This is a genomic window from Polynucleobacter sp. VK25, assembly GCF_018687355.1.
GTDB lineage: Bacteria > Pseudomonadota > Gammaproteobacteria > Burkholderiales > Burkholderiaceae > Polynucleobacter.
The window spans coordinates 1,366,007-1,386,525 of the sequence record NZ_CP061288.1 but is presented as its reverse complement, the minus strand read 5'-3'; the positions used below and the strand labels follow the sequence as shown (position 1 = coordinate 1,386,525).

The 20,519-nt window shown below is 47.6% G+C and carries 17 protein-coding genes, 1 tRNA gene and 1 pseudogene; 6 read left to right on the top strand and 13 right to left on the bottom strand.

Annotated elements, in window-relative coordinates; translation table 11 throughout:
- Positions 1-205 precede the first annotated feature (205 nt).
- From AOC21_RS06940 to AOC21_RS06930, 3 genes are all read left to right on the top strand, one after another.
- The gene (locus AOC21_RS06940; protein WP_215391279.1) at positions 206-1,390 is read left to right on the top strand and encodes an alanine--glyoxylate aminotransferase family protein; all 1,185 of its coding nucleotides are present in this window, start codon (positions 206-208) and stop codon (positions 1,388-1,390) included.
- 145 nt (positions 1,391-1,535) lie between these two features.
- Positions 1,536-1,943: a heme-binding protein gene (locus AOC21_RS06935; RefSeq protein ID WP_215391278.1), complete on the top strand. Its 408-nt coding sequence runs from the start codon at positions 1,536-1,538 to the stop codon at positions 1,941-1,943.
- 6 nt (positions 1,944-1,949) lie between these two features.
- Positions 1,950-3,425 (top strand): DEAD/DEAH box helicase, encoded by a 1,476-nt coding sequence (locus AOC21_RS06930; RefSeq protein WP_371817785.1) that lies wholly within the window; start codon positions 1,950-1,952, stop codon positions 3,423-3,425.
- 64 nt (positions 3,426-3,489) lie between these two features.
- Here AOC21_RS06930 and gluQRS read toward each other — a convergent pair whose 3' ends face one another.
- Entirely contained in the window at positions 3,490-4,428 is a 939-nt protein-coding gene (gluQRS, locus tag AOC21_RS06925; RefSeq protein WP_251371476.1) for a tRNA glutamyl-Q(34) synthetase GluQRS, read from the bottom strand.
- Positions 4,429-4,443: 15 nt separating this feature from the next.
- Between gluQRS and dnaE the strand changes: the two genes are divergently transcribed.
- Entirely contained in the window at positions 4,444-8,061 is a 3,618-nt protein-coding gene (gene dnaE / locus AOC21_RS06920; protein WP_215391276.1) for a DNA polymerase III subunit alpha, read from the top strand.
- Positions 8,062-8,075: 14 nt separating this feature from the next.
- Here dnaE and AOC21_RS06915 read toward each other — a convergent pair whose 3' ends face one another.
- Genes AOC21_RS06915 through AOC21_RS06905 form a run of 3 tightly spaced genes read right to left on the bottom strand, consistent with a single transcriptional unit; the run spans position 8,076 to position 10,785 of the window.
- On the bottom strand, positions 8,076-9,233 hold the full coding sequence (locus AOC21_RS06915) for a glycosyltransferase family 9 protein (protein ID WP_215391275.1): 1,158 nt from the start codon (positions 9,231-9,233) through the stop codon (positions 8,076-8,078).
- Between the two features lie 14 nt (positions 9,234-9,247).
- A complete protein-coding gene (locus AOC21_RS06910) occupies positions 9,248-10,027 on the bottom strand; it encodes a glycosyltransferase family 2 protein (RefSeq protein ID WP_215391274.1) in 780 nt (259 codons plus the stop codon).
- Entirely contained in the window at positions 10,024-10,785 is a 762-nt protein-coding gene (locus tag AOC21_RS06905) for a glycosyltransferase family 2 protein (RefSeq protein ID WP_215391273.1), read from the bottom strand. The genes AOC21_RS06910 and AOC21_RS06905 overlap by 4 nt, the downstream gene beginning before the upstream one ends.
- A 10-nt stretch (positions 10,786-10,795) precedes the next feature.
- On the opposite strand from AOC21_RS06905, the gene msbA reads away from it, so the two are divergent.
- Positions 10,796-12,559: a lipid A export permease/ATP-binding protein MsbA gene (gene msbA / locus AOC21_RS06900; RefSeq protein ID WP_215391272.1), complete on the top strand. Its 1,764-nt coding sequence runs from the start codon at positions 10,796-10,798 to the stop codon at positions 12,557-12,559.
- A 24-nt stretch (positions 12,560-12,583) separates the two neighbouring features.
- Here the strand turns inward: msbA and rng are convergent, their stop codons facing one another.
- The 8 genes and pseudogenes from rng to AOC21_RS06860 form a co-directional block, all read right to left on the bottom strand.
- Positions 12,584-14,047 (bottom strand): ribonuclease G, encoded by a 1,464-nt coding sequence (gene rng / locus AOC21_RS06895; RefSeq protein WP_215391271.1) that lies wholly within the window; start codon positions 14,045-14,047, stop codon positions 12,584-12,586.
- Positions 14,044-14,679, bottom strand: coding sequence for a nucleoside triphosphate pyrophosphatase (locus tag AOC21_RS06890; RefSeq protein WP_251371475.1), 636 nt, complete (start codon positions 14,677-14,679; stop codon positions 14,044-14,046). The genes rng and AOC21_RS06890 overlap by 4 nt, the downstream gene beginning before the upstream one ends.
- Positions 14,672-15,115 (bottom strand): 23S rRNA (pseudouridine(1915)-N(3))-methyltransferase RlmH, encoded by a 444-nt coding sequence (rlmH, locus tag AOC21_RS06885; RefSeq protein WP_215391270.1) that lies wholly within the window; start codon positions 15,113-15,115, stop codon positions 14,672-14,674. Before rlmH ends, AOC21_RS06890 begins: the two co-directional genes overlap by 8 nt.
- A 23-nt stretch (positions 15,116-15,138) precedes the next feature.
- A pseudogene (gene rsfS, locus AOC21_RS06880) lies at positions 15,139-15,528 on the bottom strand (ribosome silencing factor); the annotation flags it as partial.
- A 46-nt stretch (positions 15,529-15,574) separates the two neighbouring features.
- Positions 15,575-16,264, bottom strand: coding sequence for a nicotinate-nucleotide adenylyltransferase (locus AOC21_RS06875; RefSeq protein WP_215391268.1), 690 nt, complete (start codon positions 16,262-16,264; stop codon positions 15,575-15,577).
- Positions 16,265-16,274: 10 nt separating this feature from the next.
- Positions 16,275-17,186, bottom strand: a complete 912-nt coding sequence (hemF, locus tag AOC21_RS06870) for an oxygen-dependent coproporphyrinogen oxidase (RefSeq protein ID WP_215392785.1) — start codon at positions 17,184-17,186, stop codon at positions 16,275-16,277.
- A gap of 43 nt (positions 17,187-17,229) precedes the next feature.
- A complete protein-coding gene (purD, locus tag AOC21_RS06865) occupies positions 17,230-18,507 on the bottom strand; it encodes a phosphoribosylamine--glycine ligase (protein WP_215391267.1) in 1,278 nt (425 codons plus the stop codon).
- Between the two features lie 30 nt (positions 18,508-18,537).
- Entirely contained in the window at positions 18,538-19,257 is a 720-nt protein-coding gene (locus AOC21_RS06860; protein WP_215391266.1) for a YebC/PmpR family DNA-binding transcriptional regulator, read from the bottom strand.
- Positions 19,258-19,409: 152 nt separating this feature from the next.
- Between AOC21_RS06860 and AOC21_RS06855 the strand changes: the two genes are divergently transcribed.
- Positions 19,410-19,494: transfer RNA gene (locus AOC21_RS06855), tRNA-Leu, on the top strand.
- A 50-nt stretch (positions 19,495-19,544) separates the two neighbouring features.
- Here AOC21_RS06855 and AOC21_RS06850 read toward each other — a convergent pair.
- On the bottom strand, positions 19,545-20,486 hold the full coding sequence (locus tag AOC21_RS06850; RefSeq protein WP_215391265.1) for a CysB family HTH-type transcriptional regulator: 942 nt from the start codon (positions 20,484-20,486) through the stop codon (positions 19,545-19,547).
- Positions 20,487-20,519 lie beyond the last annotated feature (33 nt).

Here is a 20,519-nt window from a genome sequence, read left to right as displayed (position 1 = left end):
GGATCAACCTCTGGCCTGAATAATTTGTATACAAAATAAGAATAAACGATCTTAAGGCATAAATATAGCCTTTAAATGCTTAAATTAGGCTTTATTCTGATGTCTATTTAAAATAATTTGTATACAAAATGGAAATTTCTCAAAAATTGTCATACACTAGAAGCAGAAATAACTACCTATAAACACTTTAAAAGTGAGACACAGCATGTTGAAACTTGATAACCACGCATCAGGACGCCATTTTTTACATATTCCCGGCCCAAGTCCTGTTCCGCCACGCGTACTGCGCGCCATTAGCTATCAAACGATTGACCATCGTGGTCCAGAGTTTGGTGCGTTTGGTTTGAAGGTATTAGATGGCATCAAAAAGATTTTTAAAACTGAGCAGCCCGTCATTATTTATTCCGCATCTGGAACGGGTGCTTGGGAAGGTGCATTAGTGAACGTTCTTAATCCTGGCGACAAAGTGCTGTTCTATGAAACTGGTCAGTTCGCTAACTTGTGGCGTGCTCTTGGCAAGCGTCTTGGTTTAGATGTGGAAGTGGTTGGTAAGGCTGGACAAGATTCTTGGCGTTGGGGTATTGATGCCGCCGTGATTGAAGAGCGTTTGCGCAAAGACACTGGTCATGAGATCAAAGCAGTTTGTGTTGTACATAACGAAACTTCTACTGGCGTGACATCCAATATTGCTGCCGTTCGTAAGGCGATTGACTCCTTAAAGCATCCAGCCTTATTGCTTGTAGATAGCGTATCTGGCTTGGGTTCAGCGGACTATGAGCATGACAAGTGGGGTGCAGACGTCACGATCTCTGGCTCACAAAAAGGTTTGATGTTGCCGCCTGGTATTGGCTTTAATGCCTTGTCACCACGCGCAATTGAGGTCAGTCAAAATAATAAAATCCATAAATCGTATTGGGCTTGGGACGAGATCCTAGAGTCAAATAAAAATGGTTACTGGCCAACAACCCCCAGCACCAATTTGATGTACGGTTTGCATGAAGCCATGGACATGATGTTGGCTGAAGGATTGGATACGATCTTTGCGCGTCACCAACGTTTGGCAGCTGCTTGCCGTGAAGCAGTCAATGCTTGGGGTCTTGAGATTCAGTGTCAAGATGAAGATTGCTATTCACCAGTACTGACTTGCATTGCTACTCCAGAAGGCATGGATGCCGATGTATTGCGTAAGCATGCTTTAGAGAAATTCAATCTCTCTTTAGGAACTGGCTTAGGCAAAATCAAAGGCAAGGCATTCCGTATTGGCCATTTGGGTGACTGTAATGAATTGAGCCTGATGGCTGCCCTGAGCGGGGTAGAGATGAGCCTAGGTTCTATGGGTTACAAACCCAAGGCCAGCGGAGTCGTTGCAGCCCAAGAGTTCCTTAAATAAGAAGGACTTAGCGCAACACAGAAGCGCATTAATTGGGGTGAAGCCTGATTCTGTATGAAGAATCGCGCTACACCCCTTATAATTCAAGTACTTATATAGAAGTGCATGCACCAAATACACCATATTCGAGACAGAAAGATTAAACATGTTGGCTACTAAACCTTACTTAACTCAAGCTGATGTTCAAAAGATTTTGGACGCAGCAGACAAGCATGCCGCTAAAAATAACTGGGCAGTGACTATTGCCGTTTGTGATGATGGCGGTCATGTATTAGGTTTAACTCGCCGCGATGGTTGTGCTCCAGTATCTGCTTACATTGCTCAAGAGAAGGCACGCACAGCTGCAATGGGTAAACGCGAGAGTCGTGTGTACGAAGAAATTATTAATAACGGCCGCATTTCTTTCTTATCTGCCCCACATATTTCGGGCATGTTGGAGGGTGGGGTCAATATCGAGGTAAACGGGTTTACCATCGGCGCAGTCGGCGTTTCCGGCGTTAAATCGACCGAGGATGCTGAAACCGCTAAGGCCGGCATTGCGGCCATCCTGTAAGTTACCTTGACAAATACTGCTACTGAAATAAATTCATCTACAGGGGTTAGCGAAGCCGCTACCCCTAGTGTTGCTAACACTGACACTGCTGCCGCTGCTGCTACCGCACCATCCCTGGCAACAATCACTTTTGCTGACTTTGGTTTAGACCCGAAGATTCAAAAAGCGGTTCTAGAGCAGGGTTACACCATTCCTACCCCGATTCAAGCGCAATCAATACCGCACGTATTGGCTGGTAGCGACTTGATGGGTGCAGCACAAACCGGTACTGGTAAAACAGCTGCCTTTGTATTGCCTATCATTCAAAAGATTTTGCGTCATGCTAGTAGTAGCGCTTCACCAGCACGTCATCCGATTCGCGCATTGGTTCTGACTCCAACTCGCGAGTTAGCGGTGCAAGTGTCTGAAAATGCCGCTAGTTACTCTAAACATACTGATTTACGCGCTGCCGTTGTGTATGGTGGCGTGGATATGAAAGAGCAAGTAGCCATATTGCGCAATGGCGTAGAGATTTTGATTGCTACACCAGGACGTTTGCTCGATCACATTGGTTCTAAAGTTGCCAATCTCTCTCAAGTAGAGATTTTGGTATTAGACGAAGCCGATCGCATGCTCGATATGGGTTTCTTGCCCGACTTGCAACGCATCATTGATTTGATTCCTGCGCAAAGACAAACATTATTGTTCTCTGCTACTTTCTCACCAGAAATCAAAAAGTTGGCACAAAGCTATTTGCGTACCCCAGTAACGGTTGAGGTAGCTCGTCAAAACGCCGCCGCTGATACGGTGAAGCAGGTGGTCCATATGGTGTCTTCTGCGGATAAGCAGCGCGCCATTGTCAAAGTATTGGAAGCACGTACACGCGCTGGTTTATCCCGTCAATGCATCATCTTTACTAACAGCCGTTTAGGTTGCGCAAAGTTATCTCGTGCACTCGAGCGCGATGGTATCAAAGCGGGCGCGATTCATGGCGACAAGAGTCAAGGCGAACGCACTTTAACTTTGGATGCATTCAAATCTGGCGCAATTGAAGCCTTAGTAGCAACCGATGTGGCTGCACGCGGCCTAGATATTCCGGATATGCCTTGCGTGATTAATCACGAGTTACCTTACAACGCAGAAGACTTTATTCACCGCATTGGCCGTACTGGTCGCGCTGGAAGTAAGGGCGATGCGATTGCTTTGGTCGATGCTAGCGAGAAGCGCTTGCTCGACGATATTGAAAAGCTCATGAAGCGCAAGTTGGATGTACAGCCTTTGCCAGAAGGTGCGCCTTCACAAAGCCGTCCATCATCTGGTGGCTCCAGAAGCTCATATAGCGCACCAGCCAAAATGTCAGACCCTTTCTTCTACAAGCCTTACGAGCCGTCAACAGCTCCAGCATCTGCTTCAGATGCTGCTAAGCCAGAGGAGAAAAAAGTTGGCATTACCCCTGCAAAGCCGGCTGTTGGTGCTTTGCTTGGCGGCTTTAAAAAGAAATAAATAACCCAAGAAGTAAGAAGTAAGAAGTAAGAAGTAAAAAAGAAAAAAAGAAAGGCTAAGTGATTTAGCTTTTCCATGCATGAGTGGCTGCCAAGAGCCACTCTGCAATAGAGACATTCTCGCCATCAGGCAAGTTCTTCAAACCCAAATGCATTCCCGCTTTACGTAACTCTATCAGTGAGTGTTTGTCATCTTGTGTATTGATTTGCGTTGCTAGAGTTTGCTTGCTGAGTTTTTCACCATGCGCATCTAGTACTAGTGGTAGATGAAGATATTCTGGTTTCTGGTATCCCAGTACATCTTGTAGATAAATTTGCCTTGCCGTATTACTTAATAAATCTTGGCCTCGAACAATACGAGTGATGCCTTGTTCGGCATCATCCACTACAACAGCTAGTTGGTAAGTAAATAGTCCATCGCTTCTACGTAAGACAAAATCACCCACTTCCGCATTAAGATTCTGACTTTGTGGACCCAGCGCTAAATCCTTAAATTCAATAAGGCAATTTTGGGGAAGGGCAATGCGCCATGCCTTTTTTAAATCTTGGACGGTATCCCAGGGATTGCTCATTAATGAGGCAGGTCGGCAGGTGCCGGGATAGACCATTTCTTGATTGCGGGGGCTCTCAATGCTGAGCTTGGCTAAGGCGGTGGCTATTGTTTGTCTTGAGCAGGTGCAGGAATATAGGCATTTGAGCTCATTGAAACGCTTTAAAGCGTCCTGGTAAGCCTTTTGGCGCTGGGATTGGTAGATGATCTCCTCATCCCAAGAAAGTCCGCAGGCGAGCAATTGGGCCTGGATTTGTTGGGTAACCTCTGGGATGCAGCGCGGGGTATCTAAATCCTCAATTCTGAGCAGCCATTTACCCTCATTTTTACGGGCATCTAGCCAACTTCCGAGGGCGGCAACCAGGGATCCGGCATGCAGCGGTCCGGTAGGGGAGGGGGCAAATCGCCCGCGATAGCCGCCGGCTGGGGATGGAAGGTTTTTGGGTGTCGACACAGCTAAAATCATCTCATGGCTTCACCCCGTTTTGTTCATCTCCGCGTCCATTCCGAGTTTTCGATTACGGATGGCGTCGTTCGCATTGACGATGCGGTCGCGGCAGCCGTCAAAGACGAGATGGGTGCATTGGCCATTACCGATTTAAGTAATTTATTTGGTTTAGTGCGTTTTTACACCGCTGCCCGTTCTAGCGGTATTAAGCCAATTGCCGGTGCTGATGTTTGGGTCAGCAACCCCCAAGACCCAGACCAACCCCATCGTTTATTGCTCTTGGTGCAAAACCATTCGGGCTATCTCAATTTGTGTGAGCTGCTCAGCAGAGCATCTTTAGATAACCAATCCCGTGGTCGTGCTGAAGTAGATTCAGCATGGTTTAGTGAGCCAGCTGCTAAAGCAGAAGATAAAGCAGCTAAGCGCACCCTGACTTATGGTTTGATTGCGCTCTCAGGCGCACGCATGGGTGAGGTTGGTACAGCGCTTTTAGGTGGCCAAGAAGATCAAGCCAAGATTGTTGCTAGGCGCTATGAAAAACTTTTTCCGCAGTCCTTCTATATCGAAGTCCAGCGTGGCGGCAATCCTCAAGATGAAAAACAACTGCAACTTGCCTGTCATCTAGCTAGTGAGTTGGATTTGCCAGTAGTCGCAACGCACCCAGTGCAGTTCATGCAGAAGAGCGACTTTACTGCGCATGAGGCCCGTGTTTGTATTGCTGAAGGCGAGTTGCTCGGCAATCCACGCCGAACCAAAAAGTTTAATGATGAGCAGTACTTCCTGACCCAAGAGGAAATGGAAAAACGTTTTGCTGATTTGCCGGCCGCATTGGCGAACTCGGTTGAAATTGCAAAGCGTTGCAACCTCTCCCTGGTCTTAGGTCAGCCACGCTTGCCAGATTTTCCGACGCCTCCAGGTATCACGCTCGATGATTATCTATTGCAGCAATCGGAGATTGGCTTAAAGCGCCACATGGAGCGCAACTTTCCAGATGCACAAGAGCGCGAAAAAGAAATGGTGCGCTATCACGAGCGCTTGGTCTTTGAAGTCAAGACGATTGCGCAAATGGGCTTTCCAGGCTACTTCTTGATCGTTGCTGACTTTATTAACTGGGCAAAAAATAATGGTGTGCCAGTAGGCCCTGGTCGTGGATCTGGTGCAGGCTCATTGGTAGCTTACTCATTGGGTATTACCGATCTAGATCCACTGCGTTACAACTTGCTCTTTGAGCGCTTCTTAAATCCAGAGCGGGTATCCATGCCCGACTTTGATATCGACTTCTGCCAGCACGGTCGCGACCGTGTGATTCAGTACGTGAAAGACAAGTACGGCAAAGATGCGGTCAGTCAGATTGCCACTTTTGGAACCATGGCCGCCAGAGCGGCGATTCGTGACGTGGGACGTGTGCTGGAGCAGGGCTATAACTTCGTTGACGGTATCGCTAAGCTCGTACCCAATAAGCCAGGTCAGTACATGACTATTGAAATGGCAAAGAAGGAAGAAAAGCAATTAGCTGAACGCGAGAAGAATGAAGATGAGGTGCGCCAGTTACTCTCTTTGGCACAGCAGTTAGAAGGTATGACTCGTAACGTCGGTATGCATGCGGGTGGTGTGTTGATTGCTCCGGGCCGTCTCACCGATTTTTGTCCACTCTACACTCAAGAAAGTAAAGACCAAGACAGTAGCTCCGTCATCAGTCAATTCGACAAGGATGACGTAGAGGCGATTGGCTTGGTAAAGTTCGACTTCTTAGGTTTGACTACCCTTACTATCTTGGCTGCAGCAGAGCGTTGGATTAAAGCGTTACATGCGGATCGCAGAGACTGGAATATTGGCGAGATTGCACTCGATGATGAGAAAGCCTTTGACGTTCTCAAGCGTGCCAATACCGTTGCCGTGTTTCAGCTAGAAAGCCGCGGCATGCAAGGCATGCTACGTGAAGCAAAGCCAGACCGCTTTGAAGATATTATTGCTTTGGTGGCTTTGTATCGTCCGGGTCCAATGGATTTGATTCCGGACTTTATTGAGCGTAAGCACGGTCGTCAAAAAGTAGAGTATCCCGATCCCCGTATTGAGCCTGTTCTACGTGAGACCTACGGCATCATGGTCTATCAAGAGCAGGTGATGCAGATGGCGCAGATGATTGGCGGCTACTCATTGGGTGGCGCTGACATGTTGCGTCGTGCGATGGGCAAGAAAAAGCCAGAAGAAATGGCGCAGCATCGCAAGATTTTTAGTGATGGCGCCAAAGCGGGCGGTATTACCGAGTCAAAAGCCAATGAGATCTATGACTTGATGGAGCGTTTTGCAGGCTATGGATTTAATAAGTCGCACGCCGCTGCATACGCACTCTTGGCTTATCAAACCGCTTGGCTCAAAGCGTATTACCCAGCCGAATTTATGGCGGCCAACTTATCGCTCGCAATGGATGACACCGATAAGGTGAAGATTCTGTATGACGATTGTTTGGTAAATAACATTCGCGTGTTCTCACCGGATATCAATACCGGTGTTTATGAGTTCACGCCATTGCGCGCTCCCGATGCGGCGCCGGACTCCCCAATCAGTCATATTCGTTATGGTTTAGGTGCAGTCCGCGGTACTGGCGAGGCTGCCATTGAATCTATTGTCAAAGCGCGTGAGACTGGTGGACCATTCAAGGACTTGTTTGATTTCTGCGCACGGGTAGATCGTCGCCAGGTAAATCGTCGCGCTATTGAAGCGCTAATGCGTGCTGGAGCATTTGATAGCTTGTATCGTGACACCATTCCTGCGGACGGAAACCTGTATGACATTCGCTCAACCTTACTAGCCTCTTTAGCCAGAGCCATTGAGGCTGCCGAGCAAGCAGAAGCATCGATTCATCAAGTCAGTTTGTTTGAAGTGGCTGGTGAAGAGAACCGCCATCTGCCAGAGTTAGTGCGAGAGCCTGTCTGGTCTGAGAAAAAACGCTTGCAAGAAGAAAAGACTGCTTTAGGCCTTTGCTTAACAGGACATATGTTTGATGCTTATCGTGATGAGACTTCGCACTTCATTCGTCAGTCATTATCAAAAGTCACTGAGGGCAAGGATCAATTGATTGCGGGCATCATTACTTCGGCAAGGATGTTGACCGGTCAACGTGGTCGCATGATGATTGCAACGATTGATGATGGTACTGCTGCCCTCGAAGTCACCTTGTATAGCGAAGTCTATGAACCAAACCGTTCATGGCTCAAAGAAGATGAACTCTTGGTTGCTAAAGTAAATGTGACGCCAGATAAGTTCTCCGGCGGAATGCGCATTGTGTCTGAGGCGGTCATGGATATCACAGGCGCACGCATGCGTTTTGCTCGTAACGTGCACGTATGTATTGATAATGCAATCGATATCAAGATGCTCCGCAGCCAAATCAATCCTTATCTCATGGCAAATCGCGTGCGTGATCCTAGGTTAGGTGTCTCTGCGCCTGCTGGGCCGGGGTCGAATGAGGGTATGAAGGGGCTAATGCTCACTGCTGCTGTCACTACCAGTGGCGGCGCTTGCTTAATGCAGTTCCCAGAAGAGCTGCGTATTTATCCAGATGATGCTTGCTTACACGGCCTCAATCAGATTTTGGCTTCAAAGCAAAAAGATCCTGTACAAATTCAGTATCACTGATCGTACTAGTTGATCTAGCTCGGCAACGCTTTCTGAATAGCCTCGATGACTTGCGCAGGCTCTAGTAAATCCAAGCACTCGCTATAACTATCTGCTTTGTCTAAGCAGCCGGCCTTGCGGCAAGGCACACATTCACCAGGACCTTGCAGAATGGAGACGTTGCCCACAGTTTGCGTACGGGCGCGCAATTGGTAAGGTTGCTCACCAATAAAACCATTGGGCCATGGACCAAAGTTCGTTGGCGGTGTAGCGCCAAAGAGGGCAATCGTTGGGGTGTTGCATGCCGCGGCTAAATGGGTAATCGAGGTATCCACTCCAATGTACAAAGCGGCGCCACGAATTAGAGTGCCCGCCTGTGGGATGGATAACTTACCAGCAGCATTGATGACTTGTTTTTTACTTTCATCATCCAGTAAAGAGATGATGTCGTGATTCAGTTGCATATCTTGCTTAGCAGGCGATGCACTGAGCACCACTTGATAACCTTGCTTCACCAAGTATGTAATGAGTTCTTGCCAGTAAGCTAGCGGCCAACGTTTGTAGGCGGTAAGTGGCCCTGGATGCACTACGACATAGGGTTGCTTCAGTTCGCCGGCAATGATGGGAGTTAAGGGCTCTCCAGCTGGCGGGGTCACTGAGATCGCTTTGGCAAATAGATCAGCAGGATTTTTAAAAAAAGTTTCTAGTAGACGCAACTTTTCTGTAATGACATGCTGTTTAAAGTAATCAACATCGACGGTGTGCATGCAGATAAATTTCTTCCAAGCGTTTTGCTTCTCGCTTTTACTGCGTTTCTGCTGATCTTCGGCATCTTTGCCCTGAGGGTGACCTCCAAGCACACCGACTCTTCTAAAAGCCGCCACCAAGCCATACAGGTAGGCGCGATCACTTGGTTGCGTTACTACCGCTAAGTCATAGCGCTGGAAGAGGCGATTAAAGAGCGAAAGGTATTCACCAAAACCAGGTCGGTCAGAAGTTTCTATGACTTCGGCGATGTCCGGATTACCGTGCAGCATCTCTAGCTTGCCGCGATATCCCAGGAAATGAAACTCCGCATCTGGCCAGAGCTCTCTCGCCTTGCTGATCAGTGGAGTTGTGACTAAAACGTCACCAATTTGCCGCGTGGCAATGAACAATACTTTTTTAGGTTTGAGCTTGGAGTAAGTAGTCATAGCAGTAAAAATGCTTATAGCGCCTTAGCCAAAATCTTTTCACGCACGCGTCGTGCATTCTCATTAGCGTTGCTTTGATCATGAATTTGATGAAAGAGGTGCAAGACTTCGGTAGACCACGACCCAGATTTACGACGAATACCATGGTGTTGTAGACGGAAGATAAAGTCTGCATCTTCGTGGCCCCAGCCAGTCATGGTTTCATCAAAGCCATTAATGACTTCAGCATCAGCCTTCCAGCAGGCCATATTGCAACCCTTAATACGGCGCCAAACAAACTTGTTGTAATCCCGCCAAGTGCCATTGCCCAATTTAATCTTGAGAGGCCAGTATTTATTGATACCACCACTAATTCTTTTTCCCAGCAAGCCTGAGCAAAACTGCTGAAAGTTCCAGTGCGCCCAAGAAAGCAGTTCTTGAGTGAGGCTTTCATTCAGTAAGATTCTGCTGCCGGTGACGAGATAGCCTTTTTGAGCCAACTGACGATGACGAGCTATAAAGTCTGGCTGGACAATGCAATCACCATCTAAAAAAACCAGGTAGTCACCATGGGCTGCAGCAATGGCTTGGTTCAAAATTTTGGTTTTCCGAAAACCTTGATCCTCTTGCCAAAGATGTTTGATGGAAGCGGAGTGTGAGTCTTGAAATGAGTCAATAACTTGCTTTGTACTTGCGGTAGAGCCATCATCCGCGATGATGATTTCAAAGTTCTGATCGGTTTGGGTGGCCAGAGATTCTAGGCATAGCTTGAGCGCTTGAGGCCAGTTGTAAGTGGCCAATAAAACGGAAATCATTTATTGGCTTCCTGATTCAGATGCCACAGCTTGATATATCGGTAATAAGTGCCTTGGCCATTAGATGCCGCCAAGGCAAATCCTTGCGGACCATCTAAAAATCCCGCGCGCAGAATGTATGTTCGGAAAAATGCCCAAGCCCCATGAAGCACTGCTTTGAGGGGGCTGCTTGTTTTACCTTTAGCAAATGCTTGCTCGGCTGATGCAGTGGAATATCGATCTAGCTTTTGCAGAACTTGGGAATAGTTCATGAAGCTGTAATGCAACATTGGATTTTCTAGTTTGGCGACTTGGCCATTAGGGACAAGTCGTTCATGAACGAGGTCATCCGAGAAGTGGGCGGTCCCCCGTTTAAATAAGCGATCAACATAATCCGGGCTCCAGCCAGAGTGGCGGATGAATCGTCCGCAATACCAAGATAGCCGAGGAATGGCAAAACAATTCACATGGGCGCTATGGTGAATGGCCGTCAGGATTTCAGATTTAAGGGCGGGAGTCAGTCTTTCGTCAGCATCCAAAGAGAGTACCCACTCGCCAGTAGCCAGGTCTAAAGCACGGTTCTTTTGGGGACCAAAACCAGGCCAATCAGAGGGCTGGGATATGGTTGCCCCATGCTTTTTGGCTATTTCTAGGGTGCCGTCAGAGCTATTGGTATCAACCACCACAATCTGCTGGGCGATGCCCTCCAGAGAGGCTAGACAATCGTCCAAATTGGCCTCTTCATTGCGGGTGATGAGTATGACTGATAAGGTGGGCATAATTCATTATATGAATGCTCAAGACCGAATTGCCTTAAATCGCTTAATTACCTACCTCAAGCCCCATTACGGCTTGATTATTGGGTCACTTTTGGCCATGGCACTAGTGGCCGGAGCGGAAACCTCGATTCCAGCCTTAATGAAGCCCCTGTTAGACCGGGGATTTACTGGGCAGCTCAATAGCAAGCTTTGGCAGGTACCTGTATTTCTGGTTGGCTTGGCCTTGGTGCGCAGCTTGGCTCAATTTCTATCGAACTATCTGTTAACGCGCGTTATTAACGCAGTGTTATTGAAATTGCGCGAGCAAATGTTTCAAACGCTCTTACATGCCAGCACAACCTTTTTCCAGAAGAACTCTGCATCGAGCTTAATCAATGCCGTGGTATTTGAGGTGAATAATGTTCTGTCTGTAATGGGTGGGATGTTAATTAGCTTAGTGCGCGACTCACTTACCGTCATTGGTTTAATGGGTTATTTGATTTACTTGAATTGGCAATTGACATTAGTAGTTTTGGTGATATTTCCCATTATCGCTTTTGTCATGAGCAAAATTAATCGCCGCCTAAGATCGATTAATCGTGCGCAACAAACACTTACGAGTGATTTGGCCTACATTGTTGAAGAGGCTGCAGCAGGTTACAAAATAGTTAAAGTACATGGTGCCCAAGAATATGAGTTAGAGCGCTTTCGAGAGAAGGCCGAGCGATTGCGTCAATTTAGTCTTAAATCCGCTGTAGCGGGCGGCCTAAATCAACCTATTACTCAGTTAATTGCCTCAATGGCCCTGTCTGTAGTGCTGGTGATTGCGTTGATGCAATCAGCCACTGAAGGTACTACCGTCGGGGGCTTCGCAGCTTTTATCACCGCCATGATGCTGGTGATTTCACCTCTGAAGCACTTGGCAGATATCAACCAGCCACTGCAACGTGGACTGACTGCTGCAGAAATGATTTTTGGCATGATGGATCAACCTTTTGAAGAGGATGAAGATCGAAAGCTGAATATGCGATCTTTAGAAAAAGCCAAGGGGGCTATTCGTTTTGATAATGTCGGATTTTCTTATCAGCAAGAGACAGGACGCAAAGATGCATTGGTCAATATTAATCTCACAATCAATCCAGGTGAGGTAGTGGCTTTTGTGGGTCCTTCAGGTGGTGGTAAATCCACTCTCGTGAATTTATTGCCGCGCTTCTTTAAGCCTACCAGTGGCCATATCTACTTGGATGACATTGCTTTAGAGGGAATCGTTTTAGCGGATGTTCGCAAACAGATCGCTTTTGTAAGCCAGGATGTGGTTCTCTTTAACGATACGATTGCCGCTAACGTTGCCTATGGCAGCAACTCTAAGGTAGGCATCGATCGTGGGCGCGTCATTGAGGCGCTAGAGGCCGCCAATCTAAGCGCTCTCATTAAGGAGTTGCCTGAAGGTATTGATTCAATGGTGGGGGATAACGGCAATCGCTTATCTGGCGGGCAACGCCAGCGCCTCGCCATTGCCCGGGCAATCTATAAAGATGCGCCAATTTTGATTTTGGATGAGGCTACTTCTGCCCTGGACTCGGAGTCGGAGCGTCAGGTGCAAGATGCACTCGAGCGCCTGATGGCTGGAAGAACTACTTTAGTGATTGCCCATCGCTTATCCACTATTGAGCATGCAGACCGTATTGTCGTTTTGGAGCACGGTCAAATCGTTGAAAACGGTTCGCATGAAGATTTAATTAAGCAAGATGGACTGTATGCGAATTTGCATCGCATTCAGTTCTCAAACGCTTAATAAAATTACTGAAATTAAGGGCGATTAACTAAGAACAATATCGTATTGCTCTTGGCGGAAACTGCCTTCTGCTTGTAGAGTGATAGGCTTTCCAATAAAGTCGCCTAACTGGGCGAGGAATTGATTCTCTTCCTCTAAGAAGAGGTCAATTACATCGGGTGCAGCCACAATCCTAAATTCTTTTGGATTGAATTGGCGGTGCTCCCGCACAATCTCTCGCAAAATTTCATAACAAATCGTTTGAGCAGTTTTAATCTCACCCTTGCCAAGGCATATAGCACAGGGCTCGCAGGTGATATGGGCCAGTGACTCACGCGTCCGTTTGCGAGTCATTTCTACCAAGCCTAATGCAGAAAAGTCGCTTACTGAGGTGCGGGCATGATCACGCTCTAGATTGCGCTTGAGTTCATGTAATACAGACTCTTGATGGTCTTTGCCAGCCATATCAATGAAGTCAATAATGATGATTCCACCAAGATTGCGTAAGCGCAGTTGGCGAGCAATGGCTTGAGCTGCTTCTAAGTTAGTTTTGAAAACAGTGTCATCGAGATTGCGTGCACCGACATAACTACCGGTGTTCACATCAATTGTTGTCATCGACTCTGTTTGGTCGATCATCAGATAGCCGCCAGACTTTAGATCTACACGGCGACCAAGTGCTTTATTGATCTCAGCATCGACGTCAAACAAATCAAAGAGTGCTCGCTCACCACGATGGAGTGTGAGCTTGCCCAAAAGATTGGGCATGTAAGCAGTGGTAAATGCTTTGAGCTTCTCGAAATTCTCAGCAGAATCCACGCGGATCTGGGTAGTTTCTTCACCGGCAACATCACGCAATACCCGTTCAGCTAAGCTGAGATCTTGATAGAGGAGGGTAGGGGCTGGCTTATGTTTCATGGCCGCATGAATGTTGTCCCAGGTCGTACGCAGGTAAAGCATGTCATGCTGCAGTTCGGTATCTGAGGCGTCTTGGGCGCTAGTGCGGACAATAATGCCGCCTTTTTCATCATCAGCCATGAGGCTAGCAAGACGAGACTTAATCGCTTCGCGCTCTTCAGGTTGATCGATGCGCTGAGATACGCCAATGTATTTTTCGGTGGCAGCATCACTGCCCGCAGGAGGCAGATACACTAAATTACGGCCAGCAATACTCAGTTGAGTTGTTAAGCGTGCTCCTTTGGTACCTAAAGGGTCTTTAAGTACTTGCACTAGCAGGGTTTGACCTTCAAACAATAATTTTTCAATTTGTGCTTGAGGATTGTTTTGAGTGATATCGGCAACGTGCATAAAAGCAGTGCGCTCTAGACCAATCTCGATGAACGCGGACTGCATACCTGGCAATACGCGCGCTACTTTAGCTAAATAGATATTACCCACAATACCGCGTTGGCGTGTACGTTCAATTTGCAATTCCTGAACCGCCCCTTGCTGAATTAAAGCAACGCGTGTTTCTTGCGGAGTGATATTGATCAGTATTTCTTCGTTCATATGCTGCTGACTTGGGCGCGATTTAGTAAAAGCTGTGTTTCGTAAATAGGTAGCCCCATGATACCGCTATAGCTGCCTGCAATAGAGGGTATAAAGGCTCCGCCCAAGCCCTGTATGCCGTAGGCCCCAGCTTTACCAAAGGGTTCACCGCTGGCTATATACGCAGCAATTTGTTCTGGAGATAAAGAAGCAAACTCAACTTTAGATACCTGAACAAGTTGTATGGGTTTTTCGTTCGGGCTAACGGTAATCGCAACTGAACTAAGTACTTCATGAATTTGGCCACTCAGCATACTCAGAATGCGTGCCGCATCTGCTGCATCGACAGGTTTACCCAAAATTTCACCATCAGGACTATTGGGTAAGCTAACGGTAGTATCAGCACAGAGAATCGGGGCCCAAGGTAAACCACTTTTTTGCCAACGAGCAAGTGCCGCTGCACTTTTCGCCAAGGTAACGCGCTCTACATAGACGCGCGCTTTTTCTTGGGGGAGCGGTATTTCAATACTCTCGCTATCCTCACCTGGAGCAGGCAACAGCATTTCGAAGCGAACGCCAATTTGCTTTAAGAGCTCTTGGCGACGGGGGCTTTGCGAAGCCAGGTAGATAAAAGAATGCACGGCATTACTCACGATGGTAAGGGTGGCCTTGGAGTATGGTCCAGGCTCGATAGAGTTGTTCTACCAGCATCACTCTTGCCATCGCGTGGGGAAGGGTAAGGCTGGAAAGCCGCCACATTGCTTGTGCGCTAGTTTTCAGGCTAGCATCCAAGCCATCTGCGCCACCGATCAGGAAGGTAATATCAAAGCCCTCCTGACGCCAGCTAGCCAACTGTGTGGCTAGATTCTGAGTAGTTTGGTCTTTGCCGCGTTCATCCAAAGCAATGACTCTGGAACCCTTTGGAATGGCCGCTGCAATTTTGAGAGCTTCCTTGGCTGGCGTGAGATCTGGTTTGATCTCTTTGATTTCGATGCTGCAATCTGCAGGCATTCTTTTGATGTAGTCATGGGTTGCGGTTGCAACCCAATCGGGCATCTTGTGACCAACTGAAACAATAGTAAGGCGCATCGATGCAGGTAACGACGAAGTTATTCGTCGTCGTCTTCAGATTCGCTGGCTTTAACAAGACCTTTACTACCAGCCAATTTCACGCGCACAGGTTTAGCACCCCACATGCCTTCAAGCTGGTAATAGGAGCGAAGCATGGGTTGCAAAATATGCACGACGATATCACCGCAGTCCACCAATACCCATTCACCAGTTTCTAAGCCTTCGATGGAAATGACTTCGCCGCCTTTGGCATTGACCTCTTCTTTGACCGACATCGCTAAAGAGCGGGTTTGACGATTGCTTGAGCCGGTAGCAATGATCACGCGATCAAATAACTCACTCAATTTGCTTGTGTCATACACGCGGATATCTTGTGCTTTGACGTCTTCTAGGGCATCAATCACGACGCGTTGTAATTTACGTAAGTCCATATTTTCTCGACAATAATTTTTTCTAATTAGGGTGATCTTAGCTTGATTACTGATACAAGCCCAGATTTGTAATGATTTCTAGGGTGTGGGTTGGAATATGCTCAGAAGCGATAGCGCCCCGAGAACTCGATTTGAGGCGATCTCTTAGTTCGGTAGAGGATAGGTCAACATTCAAGCCTTCATCGATGTATATGAGGCCAGAAGGTTGATTTTCAAGGGCGGCAGGATCACTTGTTTGGTGGCCTTTCAAAAATTGACCCACTTCAGAACTGATTTCCATCTTTAAACCATGATGCGGTCTAGTGGCCACAGCAAAATTGACGTAATGACTGAGTTTTTCCCAGGAGTTCCAGCTGGGTAGCGCAACTAAGGAATCAGCCCCCATTAACCAGGTCAGGCTAGCGTCTGCACCATAGCGTTCACGCAATACCCTAACAGTGTCAATGGCGTAACTTGGACCGGCGCGATCAATCTCTATGCGATCAATGCCTACTTGAGTAGCAATCTTAAGATATAAAAATGCGCGTGCTAAATCGATACCAGCAGCCTCAGTTAGTTGCAGGCGTGTTTCCGCTGGAGTGATGCCAGTACCCTTTTGCCATGGCTCACCGCTAGGGATAAGTAGTAGGGCATCTAAGTGCAACACTTTGGCAAAGTGGGTTGCCAATCTTAGGTGACCGACATGGGGAGGATCAAACGTGCCTCCGAGGATGCCAATTTTTTTAATGGTGCTCAATGGTCAGTGCTCACGCTAGCCAATCGCGTGGCTTAAGGTAGTAGTCATAAAGCTTGGCTTCAGGTGTGCCAGGCTTCGGTTGCCAGTTGTACCACCACTGAACCACTGGTGGCATCGACATTAGGATGGATTCGGTGCGACCACCTGAGTGCAAACCAAAGATGGTCCCTCTATCAAAGATGAGGTTGTATTCCACATAACGACCACGACGATATTCTTGGAAGGACTTCTCTTCTGGCGTAAAGCTGTCTTGATAGCGACGTTTCACGATTGGGAGGTAAGCGTTAATAAATGCATCGCCAACTGCACGAGTCATCGCAAAACTCTTTTCAAAGCCAAGCTCATTAAAGTCATCAAAGAAAACGCCACCAATGCCGCGTGGTTCTTCGCGGTGCTTTAGGTAGAAGTATTCATCACACCACTTTTTAAAGCGAGGATAGAGCTCTTCCCCAAACGGGTCTAGCGCATCTTTAGCTGTTTGATGAAAGTGTTTGCAGTCTTCATCAACGCCATAGTAGGGAGTGAGGTCAAAGCCACCACCAAACCACCATACCGGCTCTTTACCTGGGGATTGGGCAATGAAGCAGCGCACATTCATATGCGTAGTTGGTACTTTGGGATTATTTGGATGGAATACCAAAGAGACGCCCATTGCCTCAAAGCTACGACCTGCAATTTCTGGGCGATGATGCGACGCTGAGGGTGGCATTTGATCGCCTCGCACGTGCGAGAACCCCACGCCACCTTTCTCAAGAATATTGCCGCCGTCCAAAATACAGGTACGACCATAGCCCTTGAGTTTGCTGTCTTCAGGTTTATGCCACTCGTCAGCAACAAAGACCTTGCCATCCAATGTACTCATGGCGCTGGTAATGCGATCTTGCAGGCCTAAAAAATATTCCTTTAAGGCGTCGATATCGATTTGGGTATGTTGATCTGACAAGATTGATCTAACTTAAATAAATTTATTTAATGGCGCGGTAGCCAATATCTTTGCGATATTGCATTCCGTCAAATTTGATGTGATTGATTGCTTCATATGCTTTTTGCTGGGCCCCACGAACGGTGTCCGCAAGTCCAACAACACACATAACGCGACCACCAGAAGTGACTACCTTGCCATCTTGCAATTTAGTGCCCGCATGGAAGGTGATTTGATCTTCAGTGTCAGCAGGGATGCCGGTAATGACATCACCAGCACGAGGAGTATCAGGATAGTTGTGGGCAGCAAGCACAACGCCGAGCGCGGTGCGGCGATCCCATTCCAATTCCACTTCATTGAGAGTGCCATCCACCGCGTGATCGAGTGCATTGACAAGATCGCTGCGCAAGCGGGCCATGATCGGTTGGGTTTCTGGGTCACCCATGCGGCAGTTGAATTCCAAAGTCTTGATCTTGCCATCTGGGGCAATCATCAAGCCTGCATATAAGAAACCAGTGTAAGGAATGCCATCGGCTTGCATGCCCTTGACGGTTGGCATGATGACTTCGCGTAATGCACGTGCATGAATTTCTGGGGTAACCACGGGAGCAGGGGAGTAAGCACCCATACCGCCGGTATTTGGTCCTTGGTCAGCATCGAGCAAACGTTTGTGATCTTGGCTAGTTGCTAAAGCCAAAACATTTTTACCATCGACCAAAACAATAAAACTTGCTTCTTCACCAGTCAGAAATTCTTCTATGACTACTCGGGCGCCTACATTACCAAGTTTGTTGTCTGCCAACATCATGTCAACAGCAGCATGCGCCTCTTCCAGGCTCATAGCTACTACGACACCCTTGCCGGCGGCTAGACCATCAGCCTTAATCACAATTGGCGCGCCTTTTGCATCGATATAAGCGTGCGCCTCTAATGCGTTAGAGAAGGTTTGGTAATCCGCCGTTGGAATGCCGTGGCGTTTCATAAAGGCTTTAGAAAAGTCTTTAGAAGATTCTAGTTGCGCAGCCAATTGCGTTGGGCCAAAAATACGTAAGCCATTATTGCGGAACACATCGACGATGCCAGCAGCAAGGGGAGCCTCTGGTCCCACAACCGTTAAATGAATCTTCTCGCGCTTGGCGAAGTCAGCAAGCTCTTGCAGTCCCGTGATCGGTAAATTCTCGATGCCTGCATCAGTTTGCTTGGCGGTAGCTGTACCACCGTTACCTGGCGCAACATATACCTTTTGTACCTGGGGGGATTGGGCTAACTTCCAGGCCAACGCATGTTCACGTCCGCCAGATCCGATTAGTAGAATTTTCATAACAAGCTATCTAATATTTAAATGAGGTAATTAAAGTGCGGCGTTCGTAAATACTTCTTGAACGTCATCTAAGTTCTCGAGTGCATCTAATAACTTCTGCATGCTTTCGGCTTGATCACCCTCTAAGGCAATTTCTGTCTCAGGACGCATAGCAACGGTTGCCAGTTCAGGCTTAAGACCAGCCTTGCCAATGGCGTCTTGCACTTTAGAAAAATCAGGAACAGGAGAGAGCACTTCTAAAGATCCATCATCATGCGTAATAACATCTTCAGCACCAGCATCTAAAGCAACTTCCATCAACTGGTCTTCGCTGGTGCCTGGGGCAAACAACATCTGTCCACAATGCTTGAACAAGAAAGCAACAGAACCTTCTGTACCCATATTGCCGCCATTTTTATTAAAAGCATGGCGAACTTCTGCGACAGTACGAGTGCGGTTATCGGTTAAGCAATCCACAATGATGGCCGCGCCATTAATGCCATAACCTTCGTAACGAATCTCTTCGTAGTTCACGCCTTCAAGCGAGCCAGTGCCGCGTTGAATCGCTCTTTGTACGTTGTCGTTTGGCATGTTGGAATCTTTGGCTTTATCAATAGCCAGGCGTAAACGTGGGTTTGTAGCGATATCGCCACCACCTAATTTGGCGGCTACGGTAATTTCTTTAATGAGTTTGGTCCAAATCTTGCCGCGTTTTTCGTCCTGACGACCTTTGCGGTGTTGAATATTGGCCCATTTCGAATGGCCGGCCATACGGGTAAGTCCTTTTAATAATTTGGCTAGAAGACCTCATTTTAAGGGGTTCTAGACCCGAGGTAGGGGGTATCTGACCATTTTTTGTTACACTCTCATGTCTTAGCAGTAACAAAGTAGCAAAGTAAGCAGAATTTCCACTGCAAACACCTGCCTCGGTGATGGAATTGGTAGACGTGCCGGACTCAAAATCCGGTGCCGCAAGGCGTGGCGGTTCGAGTCCGCCCCGAGGCACCACTCAAAGACTGTTCTGTCTTTGAGTATTCCCAGAGTAATTCTTGATCGGACTAGATTTCGTAAGTCTCTGACTCGTTATTCATGGCTTGCTCAACAATCTTCTTCGTGAGTGTGGGTGAGAAGAGCTCAATGAAGGTGTAAACAAAGGATCTGAGGTAAGCGCCTTGCTTAACGCCGAGATGGGTCACGTTGTTGCCAAACAGATGTCCCGCAGGGATCACTTTGAGATTGCGATCTCTGTCCGGATCGTAAGCATGACCAGCAACAATACCAATGCCCATACCTGTTTCTACATAGGTCTTAATGACGTCGGCATCAATCGCTTCCAAAATAATATCGGGTGTGATGTTTCTTTGTGCAAAGGCAGCATCAATCTTGCTTCGACCTGCGAAGGCTTTGTCATAGGTAATGATGGGGTACTTGGCAATCTCTTCAAGCGTAAGCGTTGCTTGGTTGAGGAGCGGGTGACTCAACGGCACCATGAGCACGTGTTGCCATTGATAGCCAGGTAGCGCCAGGACGCCAGGGGTATTAGCAATACCCTCAGTTGCAATCGCAATATCAGCGCGATCGTGTGTGAGTAACTCAGCAATTTGGCCTGGACTTCCTTGCTGAATGCTGACCTTCACTTTTGGAAAGCGTTTTGTAAATTCAGTAAGCACTTTCGGAAGTGCATAGCGCGCTTGTGTATGCGTAGTCGCAATCACAAAGCTACCTTGGTCTTGGCTGGCAAAATCTTTGCCTACTCTTTTGAGTGTTTCTACTTCATCAAGAATGCGCTCAATCGAACTCAAAATGCGTTTGCCAGGCTCGGTCAGAGAGCGAATGCGTTTGCCATGACGACGAAAGATCTCTACGCCCAGCTCATCTTCCAACTCAATGATCGCCTTAGATACACCAGGCTGGGAGGTAAAGAGCGCCTTTGCAGCGGTCGTTAAGTTGAAGTTCTGTCTAACAGCTTCCCGTACAAAACGGAATTGATGAAGATTCATGAGGATTCCTATCTATATATCTACAAAGATATA

Coding starts and splice junctions, on each gene's coding strand:
- AOC21_RS06935 (WP_215391278.1), top strand. CDS start 1,536: ATGTTGGCTACTAAACCTTACTTAACTCAAGCTGATGTTCAAAAGATT.
- AOC21_RS06910 (WP_215391274.1), bottom strand. CDS start 10,027: ATGATTTCCGTTTTATTGGCCACTTACAACTGGCCTCAAGCGCTCAAG.
- msbA (WP_215391272.1), top strand. CDS start 10,796: ATGAATGCTCAAGACCGAATTGCCTTAAATCGCTTAATTACCTACCTC.
- AOC21_RS06905 (WP_215391273.1), bottom strand. CDS start 10,785: ATGCCCACCTTATCAGTCATACTCATCACCCGCAATGAAGAGGCCAAT.
- dnaE (WP_215391276.1), top strand. CDS start 4,444: ATGGCTTCACCCCGTTTTGTTCATCTCCGCGTCCATTCCGAGTTTTCG.
- rlmH (WP_215391270.1), bottom strand. CDS start 15,115: ATGCGCCTTACTATTGTTTCAGTTGGTCACAAGATGCCCGATTGGGTT.
- purD (WP_215391267.1), bottom strand. CDS start 18,507: ATGAAAATTCTACTAATCGGATCTGGCGGACGTGAACATGCGTTGGCC.
- AOC21_RS06940 (WP_215391279.1), top strand. CDS start 206: ATGTTGAAACTTGATAACCACGCATCAGGACGCCATTTTTTACATATT.
- AOC21_RS06860 (WP_215391266.1), bottom strand. CDS start 19,257: ATGGCCGGCCATTCGAAATGGGCCAATATTCAACACCGCAAAGGTCGT.
- AOC21_RS06850 (WP_215391265.1), bottom strand. CDS start 20,486: ATGAATCTTCATCAATTCCGTTTTGTACGGGAAGCTGTTAGACAGAAC.
- AOC21_RS06915 (WP_215391275.1), bottom strand. CDS start 9,233: ATGACTACTTACTCCAAGCTCAAACCTAAAAAAGTATTGTTCATTGCC.
- rng (WP_215391271.1), bottom strand. CDS start 14,047: ATGAACGAAGAAATACTGATCAATATCACTCCGCAAGAAACACGCGTT.